Annotated in this window: 13 protein-coding genes; 6 read left to right on the top strand and 7 right to left on the bottom strand. The window is 39.4% G+C overall.

Annotated elements, in window-relative coordinates:
- Nucleotides 1–87: 87 nt before the first annotated feature.
- Together C7S20_RS13120 and C7S20_RS13125 are read right to left on the bottom strand one after the other, a co-directional pair.
- Entirely contained in the window at nt 88–1,002 is a 915-nt protein-coding gene (locus C7S20_RS13120; RefSeq protein WP_159039935.1) for an alpha/beta fold hydrolase, read from the bottom strand.
- 99 nt (nt 1,003–1,101) lie between these two features.
- On the bottom strand, nt 1,102–3,477 hold the full coding sequence (locus C7S20_RS13125; protein ID WP_107012895.1) for an alpha-L-rhamnosidase-related protein: 2,376 nt from the start codon (nt 3,475–3,477) through the stop codon (nt 1,102–1,104).
- Nucleotides 3,478–3,751: 274 nt separating this feature from the next.
- Here C7S20_RS13125 and C7S20_RS13130 point away from each other — a divergent pair, with 274 nt between their 5' ends.
- Nucleotides 3,752–6,460, top strand: coding sequence for a S9 family peptidase (locus C7S20_RS13130; RefSeq protein ID WP_107012896.1), 2,709 nt, complete (start codon nt 3,752–3,754; stop codon nt 6,458–6,460).
- On the opposite strand, the gene C7S20_RS13135 is transcribed toward C7S20_RS13130, so the two are convergent.
- A complete protein-coding gene (locus tag C7S20_RS13135; protein ID WP_107012897.1) occupies nt 6,461–7,300 on the bottom strand; it encodes a GNAT family N-acetyltransferase in 840 nt (279 codons plus the stop codon).
- Between the two features lie 143 nt (nt 7,301–7,443).
- Here C7S20_RS13135 and pyrR point away from each other — a divergent pair, with 143 nt between their 5' ends.
- The 5 genes from pyrR (at nt 7,444) to C7S20_RS13160 (ending at nt 10,917) form a co-directional block, all read left to right on the top strand.
- Nucleotides 7,444–7,983 (top strand): bifunctional pyr operon transcriptional regulator/uracil phosphoribosyltransferase PyrR, encoded by a 540-nt coding sequence (gene pyrR / locus C7S20_RS13140; RefSeq protein ID WP_107012898.1) that lies wholly within the window; start codon nt 7,444–7,446, stop codon nt 7,981–7,983.
- A gap of 6 nt (nt 7,984–7,989) precedes the next feature.
- Nucleotides 7,990–8,922: an aspartate carbamoyltransferase catalytic subunit gene (locus C7S20_RS13145; protein WP_107012899.1), complete on the top strand. Its 933-nt coding sequence runs from the start codon at nt 7,990–7,992 to the stop codon at nt 8,920–8,922.
- Between the two features lie 52 nt (nt 8,923–8,974).
- Nucleotides 8,975–9,310 carry a ribonuclease Z gene (locus C7S20_RS13150; RefSeq protein WP_107012900.1) on the top strand — a complete coding sequence of 112 codons (336 nt, stop codon included), beginning with the start codon at nt 8,975–8,977 and terminating at the stop codon, nt 9,308–9,310.
- A 25-nt stretch (nt 9,311–9,335) separates the two neighbouring features.
- Complete coding sequence (locus C7S20_RS13155) at nt 9,336–10,253, top strand: ribonuclease Z (protein ID WP_107012901.1); 918 nt, start codon at nt 9,336–9,338, stop codon at nt 10,251–10,253.
- 157 nt (nt 10,254–10,410) lie between these two features.
- Nucleotides 10,411–10,917, top strand: coding sequence for a CAP domain-containing protein (locus tag C7S20_RS13160; RefSeq protein ID WP_107012902.1), 507 nt, complete (start codon nt 10,411–10,413; stop codon nt 10,915–10,917).
- Nucleotides 10,918–11,227: 310 nt separating this feature from the next.
- Here the strand turns inward: C7S20_RS13160 and C7S20_RS13165 are convergent, their stop codons facing one another.
- From C7S20_RS13165 to C7S20_RS13180, 4 genes are all read right to left on the bottom strand, one after another.
- On the bottom strand, nt 11,228–12,715 hold the full coding sequence (locus C7S20_RS13165) for a S41 family peptidase (protein WP_107012903.1): 1,488 nt from the start codon (nt 12,713–12,715) through the stop codon (nt 11,228–11,230).
- A gap of 309 nt (nt 12,716–13,024) precedes the next feature.
- Nucleotides 13,025–14,899, bottom strand: coding sequence for an OmpA family protein (locus C7S20_RS13170; RefSeq protein WP_107012904.1), 1,875 nt, complete (start codon nt 14,897–14,899; stop codon nt 13,025–13,027).
- A 17-nt stretch (nt 14,900–14,916) separates the two neighbouring features.
- Nucleotides 14,917–15,828, bottom strand: a complete 912-nt coding sequence (locus C7S20_RS13175; RefSeq protein ID WP_107012905.1) for a PorP/SprF family type IX secretion system membrane protein — start codon at nt 15,826–15,828, stop codon at nt 14,917–14,919.
- Nucleotides 15,829–15,840: 12 nt separating this feature from the next.
- On the bottom strand, nt 15,841–23,442 hold the full coding sequence (locus C7S20_RS13180; protein ID WP_107012906.1) for an HYR domain-containing protein: 7,602 nt from the start codon (nt 23,440–23,442) through the stop codon (nt 15,841–15,843).
- Between the last annotated feature and the right edge of the window lie 572 nt (nt 23,443–24,014).

Genomic DNA, 24,014 nt, shown 5'->3' on the forward strand with positions numbered 1-24,014 from the left:
TATAAAGAAGAAATATTTTCCTGATATTTTATAAAATAAAAACCTCCACGTTTGGGAGGCTTTTTGTCTTAATAAGGGGATTAACTCTTATACCTGAAAATGGAATTTCTGAACATAAGCCAAAATGGCTTTTTTTAGATCTTCTTTATTTTCCTGGAAAGGGATATGACCTCCATTAAATTCGACAGATAGCATATGGGGAAATTGCACTTTTTTATAATGATCGGGGCCTACCATAAAATCCTGAGCTCCATGGAAGAATAGAACCGGGATTTCGATATTTTTAGTATCAGGTAAATAATTCTTCCAGTAATCATCCAGAGAAAGAGCAGCATTTCCGAAATCATAGTTCCATTTCTCGAATTTCAGGTAAGTGGAATCCATAATTGCCTGGCTTTCTTTTTTAGTGTAGGCCATTTTCCAGAAAAGATCTTTTTCCCGAAGGCGATTTCCCAGGTCTCCCATTCTTTCCAATAGTGGAAGTGTATCATTTTCGCAGCCCACGTATTTTTCTCCCAGGAATTCAGAGGCTTTTGGCGCCCAGCTTTGGCAGAAGCTATCGTTTAGGTATAAAGTACAGTCGATCATCATCATTCCCTTCTGAGCTTGAGGATATAATTCTGCGTAGCCCATTTGAAGGATTCCGCCAAAAGAGTGGCCAAGGGTAAGCCACTGGTCATAACCAAGGGCCTTTCTAACTTCTTCAAAATCTTTGGCCATTCGCTCCATGCTGTAATCACCGTTTTCCGGACTGCCTGATCTGCCCACCCCGCGCTGATCTAAATAGATCACGGTAAAATGATCTTCCATAAAATCACCGAAGAATTTTTCGAACCAATAGCTGCCGGAGCCGGGGCCGCCATGAATATAAAGGCAGGGAATGCCTTTTCCTTCAACTTTCACATAAAGATCTACCCCGTCTGAGGTGGTGATTTGTTTTTCTTCAGCTTTCGCTATATATCCAAGACTAAGAAAAAATATAGCTAAAAACAGTTTTTTCATTTGTAAAACTTTGATAGTTGTTGAGTGTTTAATAGAAAGACGCTTAACCGAAATTTTTGTTACGGTTTCTCCTGTTTTTTTAAGCAATTTTGGGAAGTATTAAAGCTTTTCTTTGATTTCTATTTCTTTCCCGCTCATTTGAAAAGTCATATTCTTATTTTTTTCTTCGGAAATCAGATTTCCTTTCACCTCATAATATCCTTTTGGAAGAATGATCTTCAATTTCCAATCAGGCTGAGTTTGAACAATTTTTAAAGAAAGCTGTCCATTTTCTTTTGAATAAATTACCGAAACAGAATTACCGGCTACCTTGACATTTTCCAGGGAAGCATTTTCCCATTCTAAAGGCATCTGTGGCCGGATGCTGATCGTTTTTTCAGAAGCCATCGGCTGAATGCCAAAAAACTGCTGAATAATGGGAATAGCGAAACTGTAGATCGTCCAGGCCTGGGTGATCATTCCATAATCGGGTGAAACTTCATACATACTGCCGGGAAAGGCATAACTGAAGGAGCGGCTCATTTTTTTAAGATATTCCAGTGCTTTGTCGGGATGGCCATAATTATTCTCGGCGACCGCCTGTACGCCGGTAGGCAGCGTCATCACCGCACCGGTGTAGGAGAAACTTTTGCTGCCTTTAAAACTTCCATCTCCATTTTCTGAAGATTCATCCCGGTCTATACCGGTCACAAAAACACCAAACGGATTGGTATAAATTTCGGCAGTTTTGAGTGCTTTTATTGCCTTGGCGGAATCGGCAATTTTCATTTCCATCGGGGTATTCACTACCCAATTATGATGTAATACAAAAGGCCGAGGTTCACTGGAAGGATTTTCCTGAATATATTTTTTGATTTGTCGCAGTTCTTTAACCGACCATGGTTTGTTCAGCGTGTCGGCGCGAACAATAGCATCATCAATTAGCTTCAATGCCTGTTCATCGGTTCCTATAAAATCGGCATAGGAATTGAATTCCTCACTCCAGAATTGAGAATTGATCTTTTTCCTGAGAGTTTCCGCCAGTTGAGAATATTCAGTTTTCAAAGAATCCTGCTCAAGTTCTGCAGCAATTTTCGCGGCATCGGCAAAAGCGCGCTGCGTATAGGCTGCCACATCGATCATCTCGCTGTCAAGGCCGTGAATTTCCATCATTCCGAAGCCATCGGGAAAGAGATTGCCATTTTTATCATTTTCTTGCAGGAGCCATTCCAGGCCTTTTTTGATGGTGGGGAAATATTTCTGAAGGAAGTGTTTGTCACCATTCCATTTATAAATTTCCCAGATCAGCGAGGCGAATTGCGGGGTTTCATTGATATTCCCTTTATTGAATACTGCTCCGTTAGTGGACATTTCGTGAATGATTCGGCCATTGCCATTTACGGCCATAGAAACGCTGTCCAGCAGCCTGATTGTTTTATTTACGGCTTCTTCCTGACCCACGGCCATGTAGCCTTTCAGCGCATATTCGCTATCTACCCCAAACCACCATGGATAATCGGGTATTCCCGCGGTAATTCCCGTACCGATTTCCGGAACTTCCTGGACCAGCCATTCTGAATTGTATTTGAGCCACTCAAATAACTGCTGGATTTTTTTATCGGGTATTGTCAGTTTTGAACGTGCGGCTAATCCCTGATATTTCTCCTTTTTAGATAGAATTTCCTGTATTAAATTTTTCCGGATATCACGGTAATTTTCACTTGCTTCTGCCACCGATTTGTAGGATCCTGAGCCAAAAAAATTAATTTTTTCAGACTGATTCGCAGGAATTTCGATCTCAAAATCAAGCAAAAATCCGGTTCCTTTTCCCCCGTAAGCCGAAGAAATTTCTTTGTAAGCTCGAGGTTTCTGATCACTGCCCATCGTGGCAAACCAGGGATTTAGGCTATCTCGAAAAACTACATAGTTCGTTTTGGTATTAAAATTTGCCTTGTCCGGGCCGTCGTTCATATTCGTTCGTTCGCCGAGCCAGGTAGGACGCAGGTCTGAAAATCCTTTTAAATTGAAATGAAGTTTTTTTGCCTTTTTCGAGTAATTGTGAATGATATACTGAAATACAAAGCCCTGGTTTTCATCGGGTATGAACTGCCATCTTTCTACCTCAATTTCTTTTTCGGGAAATTTATAGTTCTGCTTACTGGCTATTGGATAATTTGTAAAAGAGTCGGCTTTATCCAGCCTGATTGTATCTTTTTCCGAAATTATTTCAGCTGCAAAACCATCAAATAATTTAATAGGATGATTCCAAACGCCTCCCATTTCACCTTTTATATGCCAGCCGATCTCGGGAAACGATCCATCCTGGAAACCTACCATATAAGTTCTTCTGCCGGCGGTTACGAACGGGGATTTCAGATACTCCTGCTTTCCTTCAATAGAAGATACATCTTTCAGGAGCTCTTCAAATGAAGGGGAATTCTGGGCGTTACAAATTGTAATGCAGAATAATAAAAAGTAGCTGAGGATATTTTTCATAGGAAAAGCTTCAGAAAAAAATAAAATATATAAATATTACACCTCAAAAATTTTCAAATCCATTTTGTAGGTGATTAAAAAAAAGTAAAGAACGTCAGGCTAAAGAATTGATCGCCTTAAAATTACTAAATATTTAAGTGACTATTTTTATTGTTTAAAAGCCTTGTAAATTTTTAAAATCTTTCCGGAAATGTCTTGAATCACTTGAATTTGTTAAGGAATTAGCTTCTTAAACATCAATATTATTATATTTATAAAAAATCTGAATACACTTATGAAAAAAACTTTACTCTGCCTTTTAGGGCTGCTTTTGATTTCTTCAATAAATGCCCAGGAGGATCAAAAATGGGAACCTAAAGAAATTATTAATACCCAATATGTAGGGAATCCGCTATTTTCTCACGACTCGAAAATGGTGATCTGGTCTAAAAAGGAATCTCTTGAAAAAGAAGACAAATTTGTAAATCACCTTTATCTTACGTATCTCGATAAAGATAAAAAAGATAAATTCAGAACCGTTCAGCTAACCCGCGGAAAGGAAAGCGAAGGAAATGCTCTTTTCGGAAAAAACAATGAAAATATTTATTTCACATCTTCAAGAGATGAAGGCAAAAAGCTTTGGAAGCTGAGCCTTTACGGAGGTGAACCTGAAGAGGTCCATGAATTTGAGAATGACATCAGTGACTTTAAATGGAAAGATGAGCATACCCTTTTCTTTGTTTCTTCGGAAGGAAAAAGTCTTTATGATATTAAAAATGAAAAGGACAATACGCAGATAATCGAAGATACACTGCACTGGAACCCTAAAAGGATCTACTCTTATGACCTTGATTCTGAGGAAATAAAAAGGATCACCAATAATGATTACAGGGTTTCGGATTATGAAGTTTCGCGTGATGGCAAATATCTTATTTATCGTCTCACCCTGAGTCCTGATTTTGGCGTGGACGGCAATCCTAAGCCTACCTATTTTCTGAAAAATCTTTCTACAGGCGAAGAAACTCAAATTCTGAAAGGGCTTCAGTCGCCGGGGAATTTCAAATTCACAGCCAATTCTAACGGATTTTTCTTCCTGGCTACTAAATCTTCTAATCCGGAATGGGAGGGAGCCGGAATTTCAGAATTGTACTATTATGATCTTTCCTCTAATAATTACAAAAAAGTTGATCTTCACTGGGAGAATGGCCTGGAATATAATTATATGATCTCGGGGGACGATGTGATCGCACAATTGGCTAATGGCGCTTTAAAAAAGGTCGCGGCTTATATAAAAGATGGTGATAGCTGGAAAATGCGTGAATTCGACCTTGGCGAAAAGGCAAAACATGTTGAATTGCTCGAAATGGGTGAAAACGGACAAAAACTTCTTTATACCTATTCCACCGCTTCCAAATTACCTGAATATTATGTGACCGATCTAAAAAAAGGCCGTAGGAATGTAGGTCTTGAGAATACTAAAGAATTTGTTTCCCTGAATGATAAATTGAAGAAAAAGCCAATAGCAAAATCTGAAGTTATTTACTGGAAAGGCGCAAACAATGATTCTATCAGCGGAATATTATTTTATCCGAAGAACTATAAAAAAGATCAGAAATATCCGCTGATTGTTTCAATTCATGGAGGGCCAACAGGAGTAGACCAGGATTCATGGTCAGAAAGTTGGGCATATTTCCCGCAGATCTATACCGATAAAGGCGCTTTTGTGCTAAAGCCAAATTATCACGGTTCGGGATCTCATAGCCTCGAATTTATCGAATCTATTAAAAACGGAAATTATTATATCCTCGACCAGGAAGACATTAAAAAAGGAATTGATTTTCTCAACGAAAAGGGGATGATAGACATGGATAAACTGGGGATTAAAGGCTGGTCAAACGGCGCTATTCTTACCACCTGGATGACGCTGCAGTATCCTGATATGTTCAAGGTAGCGGCACCGGGGGCAGGAGACGTTAACTGGACCTCCGATTACGGGACCTGCCAGTTCGGGGTTACTTTTGACCAGAGTTACATGGGCGGCGCTCCCTGGGATGATACCAATGGAAAAACCTATAACCAATGGTATGTTGAAAATTCTCCGATTTTTGAGATCGAAAAAATTAAAACTCCAACAATCATTTTCCACGGAAGTGAAGATCGTGCGGTACCACGTGACCAGGGATGGGAATACTATCGAGGTTTACAACAGGTAGGACAGGCTCCGGTGAAATTTTTATGGTTTCCGGGACAGCCACACGGATTGCAGAAAGTGACGCATCAGCTTCGGAAAATGAAAGAGGAGATCGCATGGATTGATAAATACCTGTTTGAGAAAGAGGAAAATAAAAATGAGGCTTTTAAAGAAGAAAGTCCGCTGGCAGCGCAACTTATCATTCAAAAGAATATGAATGAAAATGGCTATTACGGCAGCCTGAAAAACGGGAAATTAACTCCTGAAATGGTTTCACTGGGAAAAGATACTATCTCGATCGGGCGTTTTGAAGTTACCAATGCGCAATATCAACAATTTAAGGGAGGAGAACTGGATGTGCTTCATGCAAACGAGCCGGTAACAGGCTTGAGCAAGGAGGAAATCGGGAATTATTTGAACTGGTTAAATGAAACCACAGGTTCGAATTACCGACTTCCGAATAAAAAAGAAGCAGAAAAGCTTTCCAAACTGGCCAAAAAGAATTTTAAAGGTCAGAACAATTTAAATTACTGGGCCGGATACGAGCTCAACCAGCTGGATGTAGACGATCTAAAGAAGAAAACAGCTGAATTAAAATCAAGTCTTATACAGCCTGTAGGAAGCCATCTGCCAGTAAAAATCTCTGAAAAACAAATTTTCGATATTGGAGGAAATGTTGCAGAATATTACAAAGATGGGGATGAATTGAAGGTTTATGATTTCAGCGCCTATGATTTTGTAGATCCCTATAGCAATGAAAATAAAACTCCTGCTAAATACACCGGTTTTAGGCTGGTAAAAGAAAAGGAATAGCTAAAGGTCCATTTTCATCTCGTACTGAGTTAAAAATGGATCAAGCTGTATATTTTGTAAAAAGTCAATACTTGCGGTATGCTCGCTATCAACATTAATGATGGTAACCGGGCCCTGCAGGTGTTGACTTATTTTTTTGAATAGGAATTTGCCAAGACCTTTACGGCGGTGGTCCTGGTGAATGCCAAATTGGGAAATCCGACCATTAATAGGATTAAAAACTGCAAATCCTAATATCTCATCGTTTTTTTTCAGGCTTAAAAAGGAAAGGTTTTCTTTGGATCGCTCGATAGCAGCCCCGGAATTTTGCCAGGAAGCTTCAAAATCTTTCAATTTTTCTAAACCTTTTAAATCAAAAACAGACTCCTGTACTTTAATACCTTCCGGGCCAGGTAACTTTATTTGAGGAATTCCTTTAAAACTTATCAATTCCCGTACTTTTTTAAATCCGATCTTCTCATAGGTTTTTATAGCGGGAATATTAGAATCGATTACTTCCAAAATACAGCTTTTCACAGCTTCTTTTTTCAATTTCGGAAGAAGAAATTCATACATTTTAGAAGTTAATCCCTGACCGCGAAATTCAGGAAGCACACCGGTGCCGCTGTTATAACACATTTTGCCGCCATTTTGAATATCGATGGCTTTGAAAACAAATCCTTTTAATTCTTCATTTTCGAACACCCCGGAAGAAAACCGCAGATCAACATTATCATTTTTGAATTTCTGCTGTAACTGTTCGCCAGTTAACTTTAAAGGAACTGCATAATTGGCAAAAGAAGCGTTAAAACAATTCTTCAGCTGAATGATTGAAGTATTATGAAGGCTTTGAATATTCATAAGTCAGTTTTCACAAAAATAAATATTCCCAGCTTTTAAAAACCTGTTCATAAACTCTTCTTTTTTGAGCATATTTTGGTAAGCTTCAGAAGAAGCTGAAATTAAAAAAAACCTTACTTTTGTTTCAACTCACAAAAAGACATATGAGCCGTAAAGTCCTGCTAGACTCCAACGAAATCAATATCATACTTCATCGTTTGGCTTGTCAGCTGGTTGAAAGACATACCAGTTTTGAAAATACGGTAATTATTGGGATCCAACCACGAGGAGTTTTTCTTGCCGAAAGAATTCTGAAGATATTACAGGAAGAATACGGGCTGCACGATATTAAATCGGGCCAGCTGGATATTACTTTTTACAGGGATGACTTCAGGCGGGGCGAGAAACCCCTGGAGGCTAACAAAACCCGTATTGATTTTATAGTTGAGGAAAAAAGCGTGGTTTTTATAGATGATGTTTTGTATACCGGCAGAAGTATAAGGGCCGCTTTAACGGCAATTCAATCATTTGGGCGGCCAAAAGAAATAGAATTGCTAAGTCTTATAGACAGAAGGTTCAGCAGGCATTTACCCATTCAGCCAGATTACAATGGCCGGCAGGTTGATGCTATCAATGAAGAAAAAGTAAAGGTAAGCTGGAAAGAAAATGATGGTGAAGATGCAGTTTATCTTATTCCAAAATAGAAAAAAATGAGTAGCGAATTAAGTGTTAATCACTTATTGGGGATCAAATATCTTAAGAAGGAGGATATTGATCTTATTTTTAAAACAGCCGATCATTTTAAGGAAGTCATTAACCGGCCCATTAAAAAAGTACCTTCGCTGCGGGATATTACCATTGCCAATCTTTTTTTTGAAAACAGTACTCGTACGCGGCTTTCTTTTGAACTCGCAGAAAAAAGGCTTAGTGCAGATGTGATCAATTTTTCGGCAGCGTCTTCATCGGTGAAAAAAGGGGAGACGCTTATAGATACCGTCAATAACATACTTTCTATGAAAGTAGATATGGTGGTGATGAGACATCCAAATCCCGGTGCCGGAATTTTTCTTTCTAAACATGTAAATGCCAGTATTGTCAATGCCGGAGACGGTGCCCATGAACATCCTACTCAGGCGCTTCTGGATTCTTTTTCGATAAGGGAAAGACTGGGGGAGGTAAAAGGTAAAAAAGTGGTCATAGTGGGTGATATTCTGCATAGCAGGGTGGCCCTTTCAAATATTTTTGCCCTGCAAATGCAGGGAGCTGAAGTTAGGGTTTGCGGCCCCGCGACACTTATGCCAAAACATATTGAATCTCTGGGAGTAAAGGTTATTGCCAATTTCAGGGAAGCGTTGGAATGGTGTGATGTTGCCAATATGCTAAGGGTTCAGAATGAACGAATGGATATTAGCTATTTTCCCAGCACAAGGGAGTATGTTAAGCAATTCGGCCTGAATAAAAAACTTCTGGAATCTCTTAATAAAGAGATCATTATCATGCACCCCGGACCAATTAACAGGGGAGTGGAGCTTACCAGCGATGTCGCTGATGCAGAAAATGCCATTATTCTTGATCAGGTTCAAAATGGAGTGGCGGTAAGAATGGCAGTAATTTACCTTCTTGCTTCTAAGATCAAACAATAGTAGTTTCGTTTAGCCAATACTTTTTGTTAACTTTAGCAGTAATATTTTTGCTATGAAAAGTTCAGAAAAAGATAATTTTCTCCTTATTAAAAAGGAGGAGGCTGAAGATCTTACCGGTTTTATATCTGAAGTGACACAAAAAGAGAAGGATTATTCGGGTGAGAATGTGGTTATAGATCTTTCCGCGAATAAAAATCTGCATACCCGGGATTTACTTGGATTTTTAGAAGCTTCCGACACCCATCGAAACAGGAATAAAAGTTTTGTAATTGTAAATGATTCACTGGGGATCGATGATTTACCTGAAGAGCTGGTTGTGGTCCCTACTTTACAGGAAGCCGAAGACCTTATACAAATGGACGAAATACAGAGAGATTTGGGTTTCTGATCAAGCCTTTGAAAAAAACCTTTGAATGAAAATTACAGTTCTTGGATGTTATGCAGCTACTCCCCGAAGTTTTACCAATCCTACTTCTCAGGTTCTTGAAATAAAGAATCATCTTTTTCTAATAGATTGCGGGGAAGGAACCCAGGTACAACTCAGGAAGAATAAAGTAAAATTTTCCAAGATCAGGCACATTTTTATTTCTCACTTACACGGGGATCATTTTTTCGGGCTTGTAGGCCTAATTTCCACTTTTCGGCTGCTAAACCGGGAAAAAGAACTTCATATTTATGGACCGAAGGGCATAAAGGAAGTAATTACCCTTCAGATGAAATTAGCCAATTCCTGGACTAATTATCCGCTTATCTTTCACGAATTATCTTCTAAGGAACCTGAATTGCTTTTTGAAAATGAAAAGGTACAGGTTAAAACCATTCCGTTAAAGCACAGGATCTACACCAATGGTTTCCTTTTCTCTGAGAAACCCGGCGACAGAAAATTGCTTATCAATGAAGCCGTGAAATATAATATTGATGTCTCCCTCTATAAAAGCATAAAAAAAGGAAAAGATGTAATTTCAGAAGATGGGGAAAAAATTCCAAATCGTGTACTAACCGCCGATCCACCGCCTCCAAAATCCTACGCCTTCTGCAGCGATACCGTTTATGACCCTTCCATTGTACCTTTAATTAAAAATTGCACTGCTCTTTATCATGAATCTACTTTTTTGGAGGAACAACAGGATCTGGCTTTTCCCACTAAACATTCTACCGCCCGCCAGGCAGCAGCAATAGCTAAAGAAGCGGAAGTTAAATTGCTGATCCTGGGCCATTATTCCACCCGCTATTCAAATATTGAACTCTTTCTAAACGAAGCCCAAACTATTTTCCAGAATGTAGTTTTAGCCGATGACGGTAAAGAAATTACCGTTGAAATACCACAATGATTTTTATGCTTCTAAACACCTGATTTCCAGTATTCGGCCGTAAATTCCTACAAGAAATGTTAAAAAATAGGTGATAATTAGAATTTCTTTAGCCTAGCTATGTATTTAATCGAATATATGTGTACTTTTATCTTCCCTGAATCTAACATGTGTACCTATGAGAAAAATTACTTTAACAGGTTTTATGTTAATGATGTGTACGATATTACTTACATCATGTTCTAAAGAGAGTCTTCAAGACGAGGTTACACCTTATGACCAGGTGGCCACCAGAAAAATCAATTATGATTATTCTGAGATTGAAGTGGATATTCTGGAACAAATAAATGTTTACAGAAAGGCCAAAGGTCTTAATGAGCTCCAGTCTATAAACGATATTTCTATTGAAGCTGAAATGCACGATGAATATATGATCGATCAGGGAACTCCGAGCCATGATAATTTTGCACAGCGTGCTTCTTATCTTATGAATGAACTAGGAGCAAAAACAGTTAGTGAAAATGTTGCTTATGGCTATCGTACTGCTGATGCTGTTGTAAATGCATGGTTAAAGAGTGCCGAGCACAGGCATAATATTGAAGGAAACCTTACCCATTTCGGAATTTCGGTAAGGCAGGATGCTGAAGGAAAGAATTATTTCACCAATATATTTATAAAAAAGTAAACCGCAAGTTTTGTTTTCCCCCCAAATCGAAGAAAAGGGTCCAGGCTAGAGGCTGGCCCTTTTTTTTATGGGGTTAATTTTAAGCTAAAGTTTTGATTTACCCCTGCCGGGAAATTTCTGGTAATCAGATTTAGAACTTCTTCACATTCCTTAAAGATAATTTTAAACTAAATGTTTTACCTATTCTTAAACTCCTGCTCCTGCTGGTGCTGGTAGAAAATATTTTGGGCTGTAAACTAATATAAAGCAGAAAGCCCACAATCCTGATACTACGGAATTGTGGGCCTTTTAGCTTTTTATCTTTGTAGCCTTATTGAATGCTGGGTACTTTTTTGATATACATTCTCTGGTAATTTAATTCATTCATATTACCCTGGCCAATGATCTCGATCTTCTCTTTATTGGAATTTCTAATTACAGAAGCCCTGCTTTTTGCGGTACCTCCCGTAATGGCATTTATCGCCAGTTGAAGCATAGGTTCTGAAGTGTTTCCTAAAGTTCCCATATTCTCCAGATCTTCAATATATTCAATATCCGGCTGTAATCCTTCAGCATAATCTGTTTTTCCGTCAGCATTAAGGCTTTTAAACACAAGCGGTTGTAAGGCATAAGTATGCTCCGAATTAAGATTGGAATTTTCCTTTAAAAAATCAGGACTATCATAAAGCGTAACCGAAGCCTGAAATTTTCCGCGGGTGGCATCACCTATCTGTATTACATCAATATACGGCTCAAGACCATTTATTACAAGCTCACTTGCCGAAGCTGTTCCTTTTGAAGTCAATACATAAACTTTATCAAGATTAAGGCTATTTATTTTCTCCCCGGTTCGGATTTCAGTGTCAAAACGGTTTATAATCGATGCGGGCTTGTAAGTCTCAAAATATTCCTGAAAATCTTTATTCCATTGTTCCTTCATGAAAACCTGATCTTCAAACTGGCCGGTGATCATACTCGCAAGATCGATCGCAGTTTCTACAGATCCACCTCCATTATACCGCAGGTCCAAAACCAGGTCTGTAACACCCTGAGCTTTAAAATCTCCGAAGGTAGTATTTAGTTCCTCATCAAAATTATCAATAAAGCTGTTGTACATTAGATAACCTATGGTATGATTTCCTTCTTTAAAGGTTTTTGCCATATAAATTGGATCCTCAGTATATCGGGTATCGGTAAGCGTCACTTCCCGATTGGTCATTTGAATTGTTCCGTCAACAATCTTTCCCACGTTTATGGTAATTGACGATGAACTCAGGAGGTCCTGCAAATTGGTTTTGGTTAATTTTTGTCCATTAACTTCTGTAAAAACACTACCTCTTTCCAGCCCGGCTTTTTCAGCTGAAGTTCCGGGAAGGATATATTCAATAAAGCCGAAATAATTGTTGGTACCGCTTATTTTCCCAAATCCGTATTTAATTCCAGTAGAACCGCTAATTCCGTCGAACATTTCTTCCAGCTTGTTGTAATCATCAATAATAAAACTGAATTGATCACTATTAGACAGCAGGCCATTAAACATATTTTCGGGTGAGTTGTAGGATTCGTAGAAGTCCTTTCTTTCAGAATTATCAGAAAAGAAATTATCGGTTAATTCTGAAACATCCTCTTTATACAAATAAAACTTATTGAGGCCGGTCCAGACAAAATCCTTTACCTGGTAATCCACGCTTTCTTCTAAATTATTTCCTGTTGATGTATTACTGCTATTACTGCCGTTAAGATTAGTTTTTTCAATCTCTTCTTTTTGGCAGGCAGTAAAAAGCGCAAAAAGAGAAAGTAATGCAAATATCTTCTTCATTTTCAGGTTTTTTTGGAGCAAATTTTAAGCTACAATAATGTAGCCGCTTAAATATTAGCAGTAACTATGCCAAAAAAGGGAAAAAATGAAGTAGCGGAATATCGAAAAAGGTCCAGGCTAGAGGCTGAACCTTTTTCTTTCCATCGATCTGTTGGGGTCGATTTTTACTTTTACTTTGAAAACCCCGAATATCGAGAGTAGGATTTTTATAACAGAAAGAGGCGGATCGATTTATTGTTTTCGGAAAATTCCGCGATAATAGGGGGAATTCAATAAATCAATCGCCTCTTTCATTCGGTTAGTTAGATATTATTCCATTTTAACCACATGGAACATAGATCTTCTGTTTAACTGGTATTCTTTTTCTGTGCAGCGATCACACTCAATTGCAGGTTTGCTCTCGCCGTAACCTTTATAATCTTTTATTCTTGAAGGATCAATGCCGTGAGCAACAAGATAATCGTAAGTAGATTTAGCCCGTCTTTCAGATAACTTCTGGTTATATTCATCGGTACCTCTTCTATCGGCATGTGAGCCAATGGCAATTACTAGATCAGGATATTCATTTTTCATTAGCTCAACCAATTTGTCCAGTTCTTTTGCCGCATCGGGACGAATATTAGATTTATCAAAATCGAAGTAAATATTATCGATTTCAGCTAAATATTCTACATCTTTTACTGGGTTCAACTGAATATTATAAACTATTTCATCTTTATCATTTGCATTTTTAGCATCTACTTTTCCTGTAAAAGTTTCATATTCTATTTGTTTTGCCTCGATAGGATAAACGATTCCACGGGTGATCTCAGTTTGATATTTTCCGGAAGGATCGGTTTGAAGAAAAGCGATTTGTTCGTTGTCATCATTCATTACTCTTACCGTGGCATCAGCGACAGGTTTGTCATTAACTGCATCGGTAACAGTTCCTTTTAAAACTAACGGATTGAGTTTATTGAAGACGAAAATATTATCACTCCCTCCTTCGCGGTTACTGGAAACATAACCTTCTTTTGAATCGGGTACCTGAAAATAGGCGAAATCATCCATATTGCTGTTGATGCTCTCTCCAAGGTTTTCCACTTCATTTCCATTTTCCATATCAATTTTAAAAATATCGAATAAACCCAATCCCGCATGTCCATTTGAAGAAAAGTACAGGGTACCATCTGCATCCATATAAGGAAAGGTTTCATCATGAGAAGTGTTTACAGGCTCTCCAAGATTTTGAGGAGTTCCAAAACTGTTGTTTTCTTCAATGCTCACTTTGTAGATGTCGGTTCCACCCATTCCTCCAGGCATATCTGAAGTGAAATAAAGTGTTTTTCCGTCGGGAGAGAGGGTTGGATGACCCACCGAATAATCATTGGAATCAAATGGAAGTTCTTTTACATTTGTCCATTCATTGCCGTTCAGGGTGGCCGAATAGATCTTCAGATTATTGGTTTTTTGCTTATTATTTTTGTTGGGTTTCCCTTCTTTATTATTAATGTAGTTATTCCTGGTGAAATACATGGTTTTTCCGTCGGGAGAGATAGTAACAGGACCATCGTGCAATTTGGTATTAATATCTCCGGGAACAGGTTTGATCTCACCTGTATTTTTATCCATGACATATACATCAAGGAAGGGTTCACCATTCCAACTATAGGTTTTTTCTTTAACATTGGCATCGGCACGTGCAGAGACAAAGTAGACTTTATCACCTTTTACAAACACGCCAAAATCGCTCACACCTGAATTGAAATTTGCAGGTTGCAGTGTATAAGTCACCTTAGCCTTATAATCTTTTTTATCGATCATTTTCTCAACTTCTTCAGAATCTTTCCCGCTATTGAGATATTTCTGAAGCCACTGGCGTGATTCGTCGTATCTTTTTACACCTCTGAGTGCCTGGGCATATCGGTAATAATATTCAGGGTCGAGGTTTTCTTCATTGATTACATCTCCATAATAATGCACGGCATTTTCCGGACTTCTGAGCATCATATAAGTATCTCCCAGTTTTTTACTGTTTTCAGATACATGATAATCGTCGGCGATTAATTCTTTATATAGGTCTGCTGCTTTTAGATAGGCAAACTCGTTGTAAAGTTTATCAGCTCTTTTCTGTTTGCCACTCTGGGCCTCCACCATACTGGTGGAAAGAAGCAGAAATATGATTAGATAGTAGAATTTTTTCATAATAAACAGGCTTTATATTAGAAGAATCGAGGTGATTTGTACCTGGTGTTTTTAAACCTTATTTCGTAGATCAGTAATACTTCATGAGATCCGGAGGTGTATGGTCGAATATCAGAAATTGGATATTCGTAGGCATAACCGGCTCTGAAGCCATCAAAAAGTTCCACATCCAGGAAGGCTCCAATGGCATCATTTATTCTGTAGGATGCGCCCAGGTAGAATTTTTCATTGAAAATTGCTGTGGCGGTAAGATCTAAAGAAAGTGGTGCACCTTTAGTGGCTTTCAAAATAGTGGTAGGCCTGAGCTTTACGTTGTCGCTCAAATCAAAGACGTAGCCACCGGTTAGATAATAATGAACCTGTTCAAGAGCGAGATATTCGCTGAACTTGTTGTTATCATTATTGATCAGTTTAGGTGCTGAAGCTCCTATATACCAGTTCTGGGAAGATAGATAAAAACCTACTCCGAAATTTGGCGACCAGCGGTTCAGTCGATCCCGGAAAAAGGGATCATCGGCAACACTTGGTTCATTGAACAATGATTCTTCAAGATTGTAATAACTTGCTCCGGCCTTTAGTCCCAAACGAAGAGTAACATCTTCACTTAGATCCAATCGGTAGGAGAAATCCCCGTAGGCATAAGTATAATTTTCGTACCCGGCATTGTCATTAATGACCGACAGTCCCAAACCAACCTTGTCATTGCTCAAAGGAGAATTGATAGATAAGGTTTGAGTTACTGGCGCACCTTCAAAATCGGCCCACTGACTTCTGTGCAAAGCGATGATAGAGAAGGCATCCCGACTTCCCGCATACGCAGGATTTATCGAAATAGTATTATACATATACTGCGTAAACTGAGGGAGCTGTTGCGAAAATCCTGGGGCTGCAACAAAAAGAATTAATATTATTAAATATACTTTTTTCATGGTTTCCCTTTTTTATTTTGTTCCTAGATAGATATAACCTGTGATTGGTTTGAATTCGCTGTTTCTAACTTCAACCACATAATAGTAGGTTCCTGCAGGCAACTGGTTTGAGCTGGTGAAAGATTTTTCTGAATAGCCATTCCAGTTATCCTGATAATTTTTAGCGTCAAAGACTTTAGCACCCCAACGGTTGAATATTTTCACATCGAAGATAAATCCGCAATCTACATTACCCTGGATTACAAAAGTATCGTTGTGCATATCTCCATTAGGAGTAACTACTTTAGAGATACCGTCACGAATGTCATTGATAGTACAAGGTAACACCACGCAATCGTCATTTATAGAAACGGTTACCTGAGTCGTTGAAGGACAGTTGCCTTCCAGTTGATATTCGAAAGTATAGGTTCCAACTTCCAGCATTGACGGATCGATAAAGCTTGTTGTAAGAGCTCCTGTGTTTTCTGTGTCGATCCAGGTTCCGGTAGTATCATATTCACCAAGAAGCAGGTCGAACAAATTGAAAGATGCATCTTCCACACAAAGATCGGTTGTGGTAGTTTCTATTACCGCGGCAGTTGGTTCTTCAATAGTTACAGTAGTAGCTTCGGAAACCTGGCCAAATTCATCTTTTGCTGTTACCTGGTATGGTCCAGGAGCAAGATTGGTAAAGATACCTTCAGCCTGGTAATTTTCTCCATCGATGCTATAAGTGATTCCTTCTTCAATATTAGTTACTGTTATCATTCCGAAAGGATCGGCACAAATAGCCTGAGTGATAGTCACCTCGGGAGCATCAGGCACTGGAGGTAGCGCTTCTTCTGTTACATTTACATTGAAAGAACAGGTAGCGGTATTTCCGGCAGCATCGGTTACGGTATAAGTAACTTTTGTTGTTCCGAGTGGGAAATCACCGCCGGAAGCAATTCCTGAAGTCATTTCCACAGTGGTACCGTCACAATTATCGGTAGTGGTTACCGCAGTGTATTCAACAACCACGGTAGTTGTACCTCTTGCAACTTCCATATCAATATCACCAGGACATTGAATGGTAGGAGCGATATTATCGATTACAGTTACATTGAAACTTGAACTTGCAGTATTACCGGCATTGTCGGTGGTTACATAAGTTACTTTAGTTGTTCCTACAGGGAATTCTGAACCAGATTCCATACCTTCAGTAAGTACCACGCTGTCTACAGCACAGTTATCGGTAGCCTGCGGAATGGTATATTCCACCACGGCGCCACAGGTATCAGGATCTACATTCACTGTAATATCATCTTTATCTTCAATTACCGGAGCTTCGTCATCTTTCACGGTCACAGTAAAGCTACACTCAGCGGTGTTACCGGCTTCATCGGTAGCGGTGAATGTTACGGTAGTGGTTCCTACAGGGAATACTTCACCTGAAGCAGGTCCCGCAGTTTGTTCCACAGTAACGTTTCCGGAATTATCCATTCCTTGTGGTGCGGTAAACTCTACGGCTGCCCCGCAAATTCCACCATCCACATTGGTGTCGATATTGTCTGGACAATCAATCGTTGGATTCTCATTATCTTCCACAGTTACTTTGAAGCTGCATTCTGAGGTGTTTCCAGAAGCATCGGTAGCAGTAAATGTCACTACGGTAGTTCCTATTGGGAACTGAGAACCAGATACAGGTCCACCGGTTTGTTCAACACTAACCTCACAGTTATCGGTTGCAGTAGCATCGGCAAACTCAACTACAGCATAATTCTGACCATCTTCAGTACTTACAGTCATATCACCGGGACAGCTAATCTCTGGAGACTCGTTGTCTTCAACGGTTACAGTAAAACTTGAAGTAGCAATATTACCTGAAGCATCGGTCACAGTCCAGGTTACAGTGGTTGTTCCTATTGGGAATACTGAACCTGAAGTATAACCGGCGGTTACTTCAACCGATTCCAGTTCACAGTTATCAGTAGCGCCTACCATCCCGAATTCAACAACGGCTCCACAAATTCCAGCGTCGCTATTTACGGTAATGTTCTGCATAGTTTCTACTACAGGATTCTGATCATCGATCACAGTTACCACCTGAGTACAGGTAGAAGAGTTTCCGGCATTGTCAGAAACAGTCCAGGTAACAGTAGTCTCACCAATAGGGAATACCTCTGGAGCATTATTGGTAATACTTACTTGAGAATTACAATTATCGGTAGCTGTTGGCATTCCAAGTTGTACACCTGAGGCAGAACATACTCCCATATCGGCAGAAACGTTTACTGGCTCAGGACATGAAGTAATTACCGGAGCGGTAGTATCTTCAACTGTCACAGTTTGAACGAAAGTAGTTTCATTACCGGCACAATCAGCAGCAATCCAGGTTCTTGTTATGATATAATTATTATCAGCATCAGAATCTTTTTCTGTGATTTCATCACTAAAGCTTACTGCAGCTGTTTCAGCACAGTTATCACTTGCTGTAAGAGTCATTGCAGCAGGAACGTTATCACATTCGGCAGTAAGAGTTTCTGAAGGAAGCTCGCCATCAAAAGTAGGAGCGGTGGTATCGATCACTTCGATCACCTGAGTGAATGAAGTCTCATTACCGGCGCAATCAGCAGCTGTCCAGGTGCGGGTGATAGTGTAAGTGTTAGCACAATCATCATCCTGACCTGTGATATCTTCAGAATAATCAACATCTACGCTTCCAGAACAGTTATCAGTAGCCGTAAGCGTATCCGCGTCAGGCACTGAACTACATTCAGCAGTTATATTAGTTTCTGGTAACTCCTGATCGAATTGAGGAGCAGTAGTGTCTATTACATTAATTACTTGTGTATGTGAAGTCTCATTTCCGGCTTCATCAGTAGCGGTCCAGGTTCTGGTGATAGTGTACACATTGGCACAGTCATCATCCTGACCTGTAATTTTTTCACTGAACACAACTTCAACTTCATCCACACAGTTATCAGAGGCAGTGATCACCGGAGCCTCAGGCACGTCATCACATTCCACGGTGATATCACCGGGAAGATTTTCATTGAAAGAAGGTGCGCCTGTATTGGCAATTGTGATTTCCTGACTTGCTGTAGTTTCATTTCCTGCACAATCGGTAGCAGTCCAGGTTCTGGTCACTACGTATTCCTTATCAGTTTCGTTTTCTTTAGTAGAAGTTTCAGAATAAGTTACTTCTGCATTAGAATCGCAATTATCGGTAGCAGTGATGGTTGGAGGCTCAGGAAGGTTCTCACATTCCATGGTCATATTTGCAGGAATTGCTTCGTTGAAAGCAGGAGCCTGAGTATCCACAACATTGATCACCTGAGTATGAGAAATCTCATTTCCGGCACAATCAGCAGCAGTCCATGTTCTGGTGATGGTGTACACATTGGGACATTCATCATCCTGACCGGTTATCGCTTCACTGAAATTAACACTTACTTCAGCAGAACAATTATCGGTAGCGTTAAGAGGTCCAACCGCTGGAATGTTATCACATTCAACAGTAAATTCGGCAGCGGGAAGTTCTCCAACAAATTCAGGTTTAGTAGTATCACTTACATGAACAGTTTGAGTAAATGAAGCTTCATTTCCGGCACAGTCGGTTGCTGTCCAGGTTCTAACCAATGTATAGTTAGTAGCACATTCATCATCATCCTGTTTTGATTCATTGTAAACCACATTTACAAAACCTTCACAGGCATCGGTAGCAGTAAGCTCCATAGCTGCAGGCACGTCATCACAGGAAGCGGTTATATCAGCTTTTGGAAGTTTCTGGTCGAAAACAGGAGCAGTGGTGTCAATTACATTTATAATTTGAGTAAAGGAAACCATGTTTCCTGAACAATCTTCAGCAGCCCAGTTTCTGGTGATAGTGAAGGTATTACCACAACCGTCCCCATTGTCCTCCTTATTTTCTGTGAAAGCAACTTCAAGTGTCCCTGCACATTCATCGGCAGCAGTTAATTCTGCTGGATCTGGTATGGCAGTACATTCCACGGTGATTTCTTTAGTTGGAAGAGGCTCGTTAAAGAATGGTTTGGTTTTATCAATTAAGTTGATAGTCATAACAGCAGTAGACTCAGCCCCACAATTATCTTTTGCAGAGAAAGTTCTGGTAACAACCGGCATACAACCGCTTTCATCAACCACGTCTATATAAGTAATGCTTTCTACAGTTTGATCGTCACTGGCTGAATAACCGGTGGCAGTGAAACTGTCAAGAATATTATCAGACCCGTCAAGATCAAGAGGGAATCTGGCATTGGCGGCAGTGATTCCTGAAGCCTCGCAAATTTCAACGTCTATAGATTCAGGAACTGAAATTACTGGAGAATCGTTGTCACGAACTTTGATTTCAACTTCTAATTCTTTAGAACAAGAAGCATCAGTATTTCCTTCGGTTTCGGTGGCAACTACTGTGTAAATACCTGCAGGAAGCGATCCGTTATCAGAAGTTACATCAGCATTGGAGCTGTTATAAATGGTAACAGTTCCGTTACTATCAAATGTTATTTTTCCGTCCTTCGCTCCATTACATGTTACTGTATTAGCTTCTGCAGTTAAAGTTATTTCAGGAAGGATTTCAAGAGTTACAGCAGTTCTTGTCAAGCTTATACATTCCGTAGCATCGTTGGAAGCTGCTGCATAATAAGTTTTAGAACCTACAGATGAAAGAGTAGGTGTTACGGGTGAACCACCAGTTGATGAATCAAACCAGAATACAGTATATCCGTCAGGAACTGAAGCAGTAGCGGTTAAGCTTTGTCCTTCTATATAACATACAGATTGATCGCCACCGCTTATTGGAGCATCAGGAAGTACATTATTAGTAAGTTTTACGGTATCAGAAGAAGAACAATCACCATTAGTAATGGTCCATTGTAGTTCCACGGTATCTCCAGCTGCAACAGTCACTGAAGAAGTAGCAGAAGAAGGATCAGTAATGGTAGCGTTTCCGCTCACAATGCTCCATGCTCCAGTACCCACAGTAGGACTGTTTCCAGCTAAAGTAAATGAAGAATCATCACAGTTAGACTGGTCATCACCTGCAGCGGCAGTAGTCGCTTGTTGGTAGTTAGTAAGCTTTACAGTATCTTCAGAAGAACAGTCACCGTTGGTGATGGTCCATTGTAGTTCCACGGTATCTCCAGCTGCAACAGTCACTGAAGAAGTAGCAGAAGAAGGATCAGTAATGGTAGCGTTTCCGCTCACAATGCTCCATGCTCCAGTACCCACAGTAGGATTGTTTCCAGCTAAAGTAAATGAAGAGTCATTACAATTTGACTGGTCATCACCTGCAGCGGCAGTAGTAACTTGTTGGTAGTTGGTAAGGGATACAGTATCTTCAGAAGAACAGTCACCGTTAGTGATGGTCCATTTCAATACAGCAGTTACACCGGCAGGAACAGTTACTGAAGAATTGTAAGCGTTAGCATTGTTAATGGTAGCGTTTCCGCTTACCACAGTCCACATACCAGTACCTACAGCAGGGTCATTACCGGCCAGGGTGAAGGCAGAATCATTACATTTAGACTGAGTATCACCAGCATCGGCAGTAGTTGCTTGCTGATAGTTAGTAATGGAAACAGTATCTTCAGAAGAGCAATCACCGTTAGTGATGGTCCATTTCAATACGGCAGTTACACCGGCAGGAACAGTTACTGAAGAATTGTAAGCGTTAGCATTGTTAATGGTAGCGTTTCCGCTTACCACAGTCCACATACCAGTACCTACAGCAGGGTCATTACCGGCCAGGGTGAAGGCAGAATCATTACATTTAGACTGAGTATCACCAGCATCGGCAGTAGTTGCTTGCTGATAGTTAGTAATGGAAACAGTATCTTCAGAAGAGCAATCACCGTTAGTGATGGTCCATTTCAATACGGCAGTTACACCGGCAGGAACAGTTACTGAAGAATTGTAAGCGTTAGCATTGTTAATGGTAGCGCTTCCGCTTACCACAGTCCACATACCAGTACCTACAGCAGGATCATTACCGGCCAGGGTAAAGGCAGAATTATTACATTGAGACTGAGTATCACCAGCATCGGCAGTAGTTACTTGCTGATAGTTAGTAAGGGAAACAGTATCTTCAGAAGAGCAATCACCGTTAGTGATGGTCCATTTCAATACAGCAGTTACACCGGCAGGAACAGTCACTGAAGAAGTAGAAGAAGAAGGATCAGTAATGGTAGCGCTTCCGCTTACCACAGTCCACATACCAGTACCTACAGCAGGATCATTACCGGCCAGGGTAAAGGCAGAATCATTACATTGAGACTGAGTATCACCAGCATCGGCAGTAGTTGCTTGCTGATAGTTAGTAAGGGAAACAGTATCTTCAGAAGAGCAATCACCGTTAGTGATGGTCCATTTCAATACGGCAGTTACACCGGCAGGAACAGTTACTGAGGAATTGTAAGCGTTAGCATTGTTAATGGTAGCGCTTCCGCTTACCACAGTCCACATACCAGTACCTACAGCAGGATCATTACCGGCCAGGGTAAAGGCAGAATTATTACATTGAGACTGATCTGGACCTGCATTTGCAATTATTTCTTCATAATTTGTGATTACCACCTCGTCTGAAGAAGTACAATTATCTCCATATGTGATAGTCCATTTAAGTGTAGCAGTATTTCCTTCCTCAACAATTACTGAAGAGGTAGCTGAACCCGGAGTGGAAATAGTGGCAGAACCACTTACTAATGACCACATTCCAGTACCTTCTGTAGGAGTGTTTCCGGCTAAGGTAAAGGATGAGTTATCACAAGATTTTTGATCAATACCAGCGCTTGCGGTTTGAGGTTCAAAAACTGAAACATTTTCTGTATAGATTTTGGTTATAAACTTGCCTATTTCGGTATTGAAATATCTAGAAGTAAGGGATACCTGGTAATCTCCCGCTGATTGGAAGTCGAATGATGGGTTTTCTTCAGTAGAAGTTCCTAATCCTCCAAAATCCCATGAAAATTCATAAGCCGTTGGATCACCTCCTGTTGTTTTATTATCAAAAGTAACAACGTAGCTATTACAATCTTGAGTATAATCAAAATTGGCTACTAAAGGGGTTCTAACGATATAACCTTCAGGGTTACCATAACATTGAGAGTTTCTGGATTCCTTTTGACAAACACTATTGGTATTTGTTTGCCAGTTCATAAAAAAGTTTTTGATGGAAATCTCATCTCCATAAGTCCAGGAGAAACTAGCAAGTTTTATTCTATAGCCCTTAGGAATTTGATTAAATTTCAAACTAGGATCAACATCATTAATACCATCACCATCATCATCGAAATTCAAGCAATAACTTTTATCGCCATTAACAATAGGATTTCCATTGATAAATATGCTGAATTCTAAATATGGAGAATAACCATTGGTTGAATTACCACCAAAGGTGCCGTAAATATATCCATTTACGGTATCTCCAATTTGATAATTGCCATAAGGATCAAGCGGATCTCCATACGCATCTCCAAAAAAGAAATTCGATAGAGTAATATTCTGACTATTACACTGAGCATGGGTATTAGTTGAAAAACCCATACCTATGAACAAAATTAAAAATAGAAGCTTATAGGTTTTTATCCTGCCAATTGTGCTTCTAATAAATGAGAAAGTAGTTTTCCAAATCATATTAGTAATGTTTAGAATGTTCAATTTTTTTATATCGTTCTACGATAATTTTTTTCTACAATTTGATCTTCCAGTTAAAGAAAAATCAATTTCCATCTGATTTGGGGTCTCAGTATTTTATTTTAAGGGTATAAACACCAGGTAAAAAATTGAGGGGTATTACCTTAAGAAGTTTTTGGGGGTGACTCTTATCGGTGTTCTGAGGGTAAAATTATTATAAAATCTCACTAAAAAAGAGGATCTTTAAATTATTAGATATAATGTAGATTATACTCGTTCAAATACACAATTTTCGGTATTTCAAAGTTTAAAAATGACCTAAAATTCCCTCGAAATTGTAAGAATCTTGTAAGAATCGGGAAGAATTTCTAATGGAAAACCCTCCATTCTTGTCAATTTAAAAGTTTGAATAACAGCTCTTTCGGTTTTTAAGCATTCCTTCAATTTGTATTAAAAACTAACCCCGGATGACAGGTAATTCTTCTTTTCCTTTATGTTTTTTTTAAGAGTTTCCGTTGAAAAATGACGGAAAAATTGGTAGTGAATTAAATCCTAAATCTTTCTGCTTTTTT

Origin of the sequence: Christiangramia fulva (genome assembly GCF_003024155.1) — a bacterium.
Classification (GTDB): domain Bacteria; phylum Bacteroidota; class Bacteroidia; order Flavobacteriales; family Flavobacteriaceae; genus Christiangramia; species Christiangramia fulva.

Excerpts from the sequence above, each read along its gene's own strand:
- C7S20_RS13120 (WP_159039935.1), bottom strand. The coding sequence starts at position 1,002 with ATGAAAAAACTGTTTTTAGCTATATTTTTTCTTAGTCTTGGATATATA.
- C7S20_RS13125 (WP_107012895.1), bottom strand. The coding sequence starts at position 3,477 with ATGAAAAATATCCTCAGCTACTTTTTATTATTCTGCATTACAATTTGT.
- C7S20_RS13130 (WP_107012896.1), top strand. The coding sequence starts at position 3,752 with ATGAAAAAAACTTTACTCTGCCTTTTAGGGCTGCTTTTGATTTCTTCA.
- C7S20_RS13135 (WP_107012897.1), bottom strand. The coding sequence starts at position 7,300 with ATGAATATTCAAAGCCTTCATAATACTTCAATCATTCAGCTGAAGAAT.
- pyrR (WP_107012898.1), top strand. The coding sequence starts at position 7,444 with ATGAGCCGTAAAGTCCTGCTAGACTCCAACGAAATCAATATCATACTT.
- C7S20_RS13145 (WP_107012899.1), top strand. The coding sequence starts at position 7,990 with ATGAGTAGCGAATTAAGTGTTAATCACTTATTGGGGATCAAATATCTT.
- C7S20_RS13150 (WP_107012900.1), top strand. The coding sequence starts at position 8,975 with ATGAAAAGTTCAGAAAAAGATAATTTTCTCCTTATTAAAAAGGAGGAG.
- C7S20_RS13155 (WP_107012901.1), top strand. The coding sequence starts at position 9,336 with ATGAAAATTACAGTTCTTGGATGTTATGCAGCTACTCCCCGAAGTTTT.
- C7S20_RS13160 (WP_107012902.1), top strand. The coding sequence starts at position 10,411 with ATGAGAAAAATTACTTTAACAGGTTTTATGTTAATGATGTGTACGATA.
- C7S20_RS13165 (WP_107012903.1), bottom strand. The coding sequence starts at position 12,715 with ATGAAGAAGATATTTGCATTACTTTCTCTTTTTGCGCTTTTTACTGCC.
- C7S20_RS13170 (WP_107012904.1), bottom strand. The coding sequence starts at position 14,899 with ATGAAAAAATTCTACTATCTAATCATATTTCTGCTTCTTTCCACCAGT.
- C7S20_RS13175 (WP_107012905.1), bottom strand. The coding sequence starts at position 15,828 with ATGAAAAAAGTATATTTAATAATATTAATTCTTTTTGTTGCAGCCCCA.
- C7S20_RS13180 (WP_107012906.1), bottom strand. The coding sequence starts at position 23,442 with ATGATTTGGAAAACTACTTTCTCATTTATTAGAAGCACAATTGGCAGG.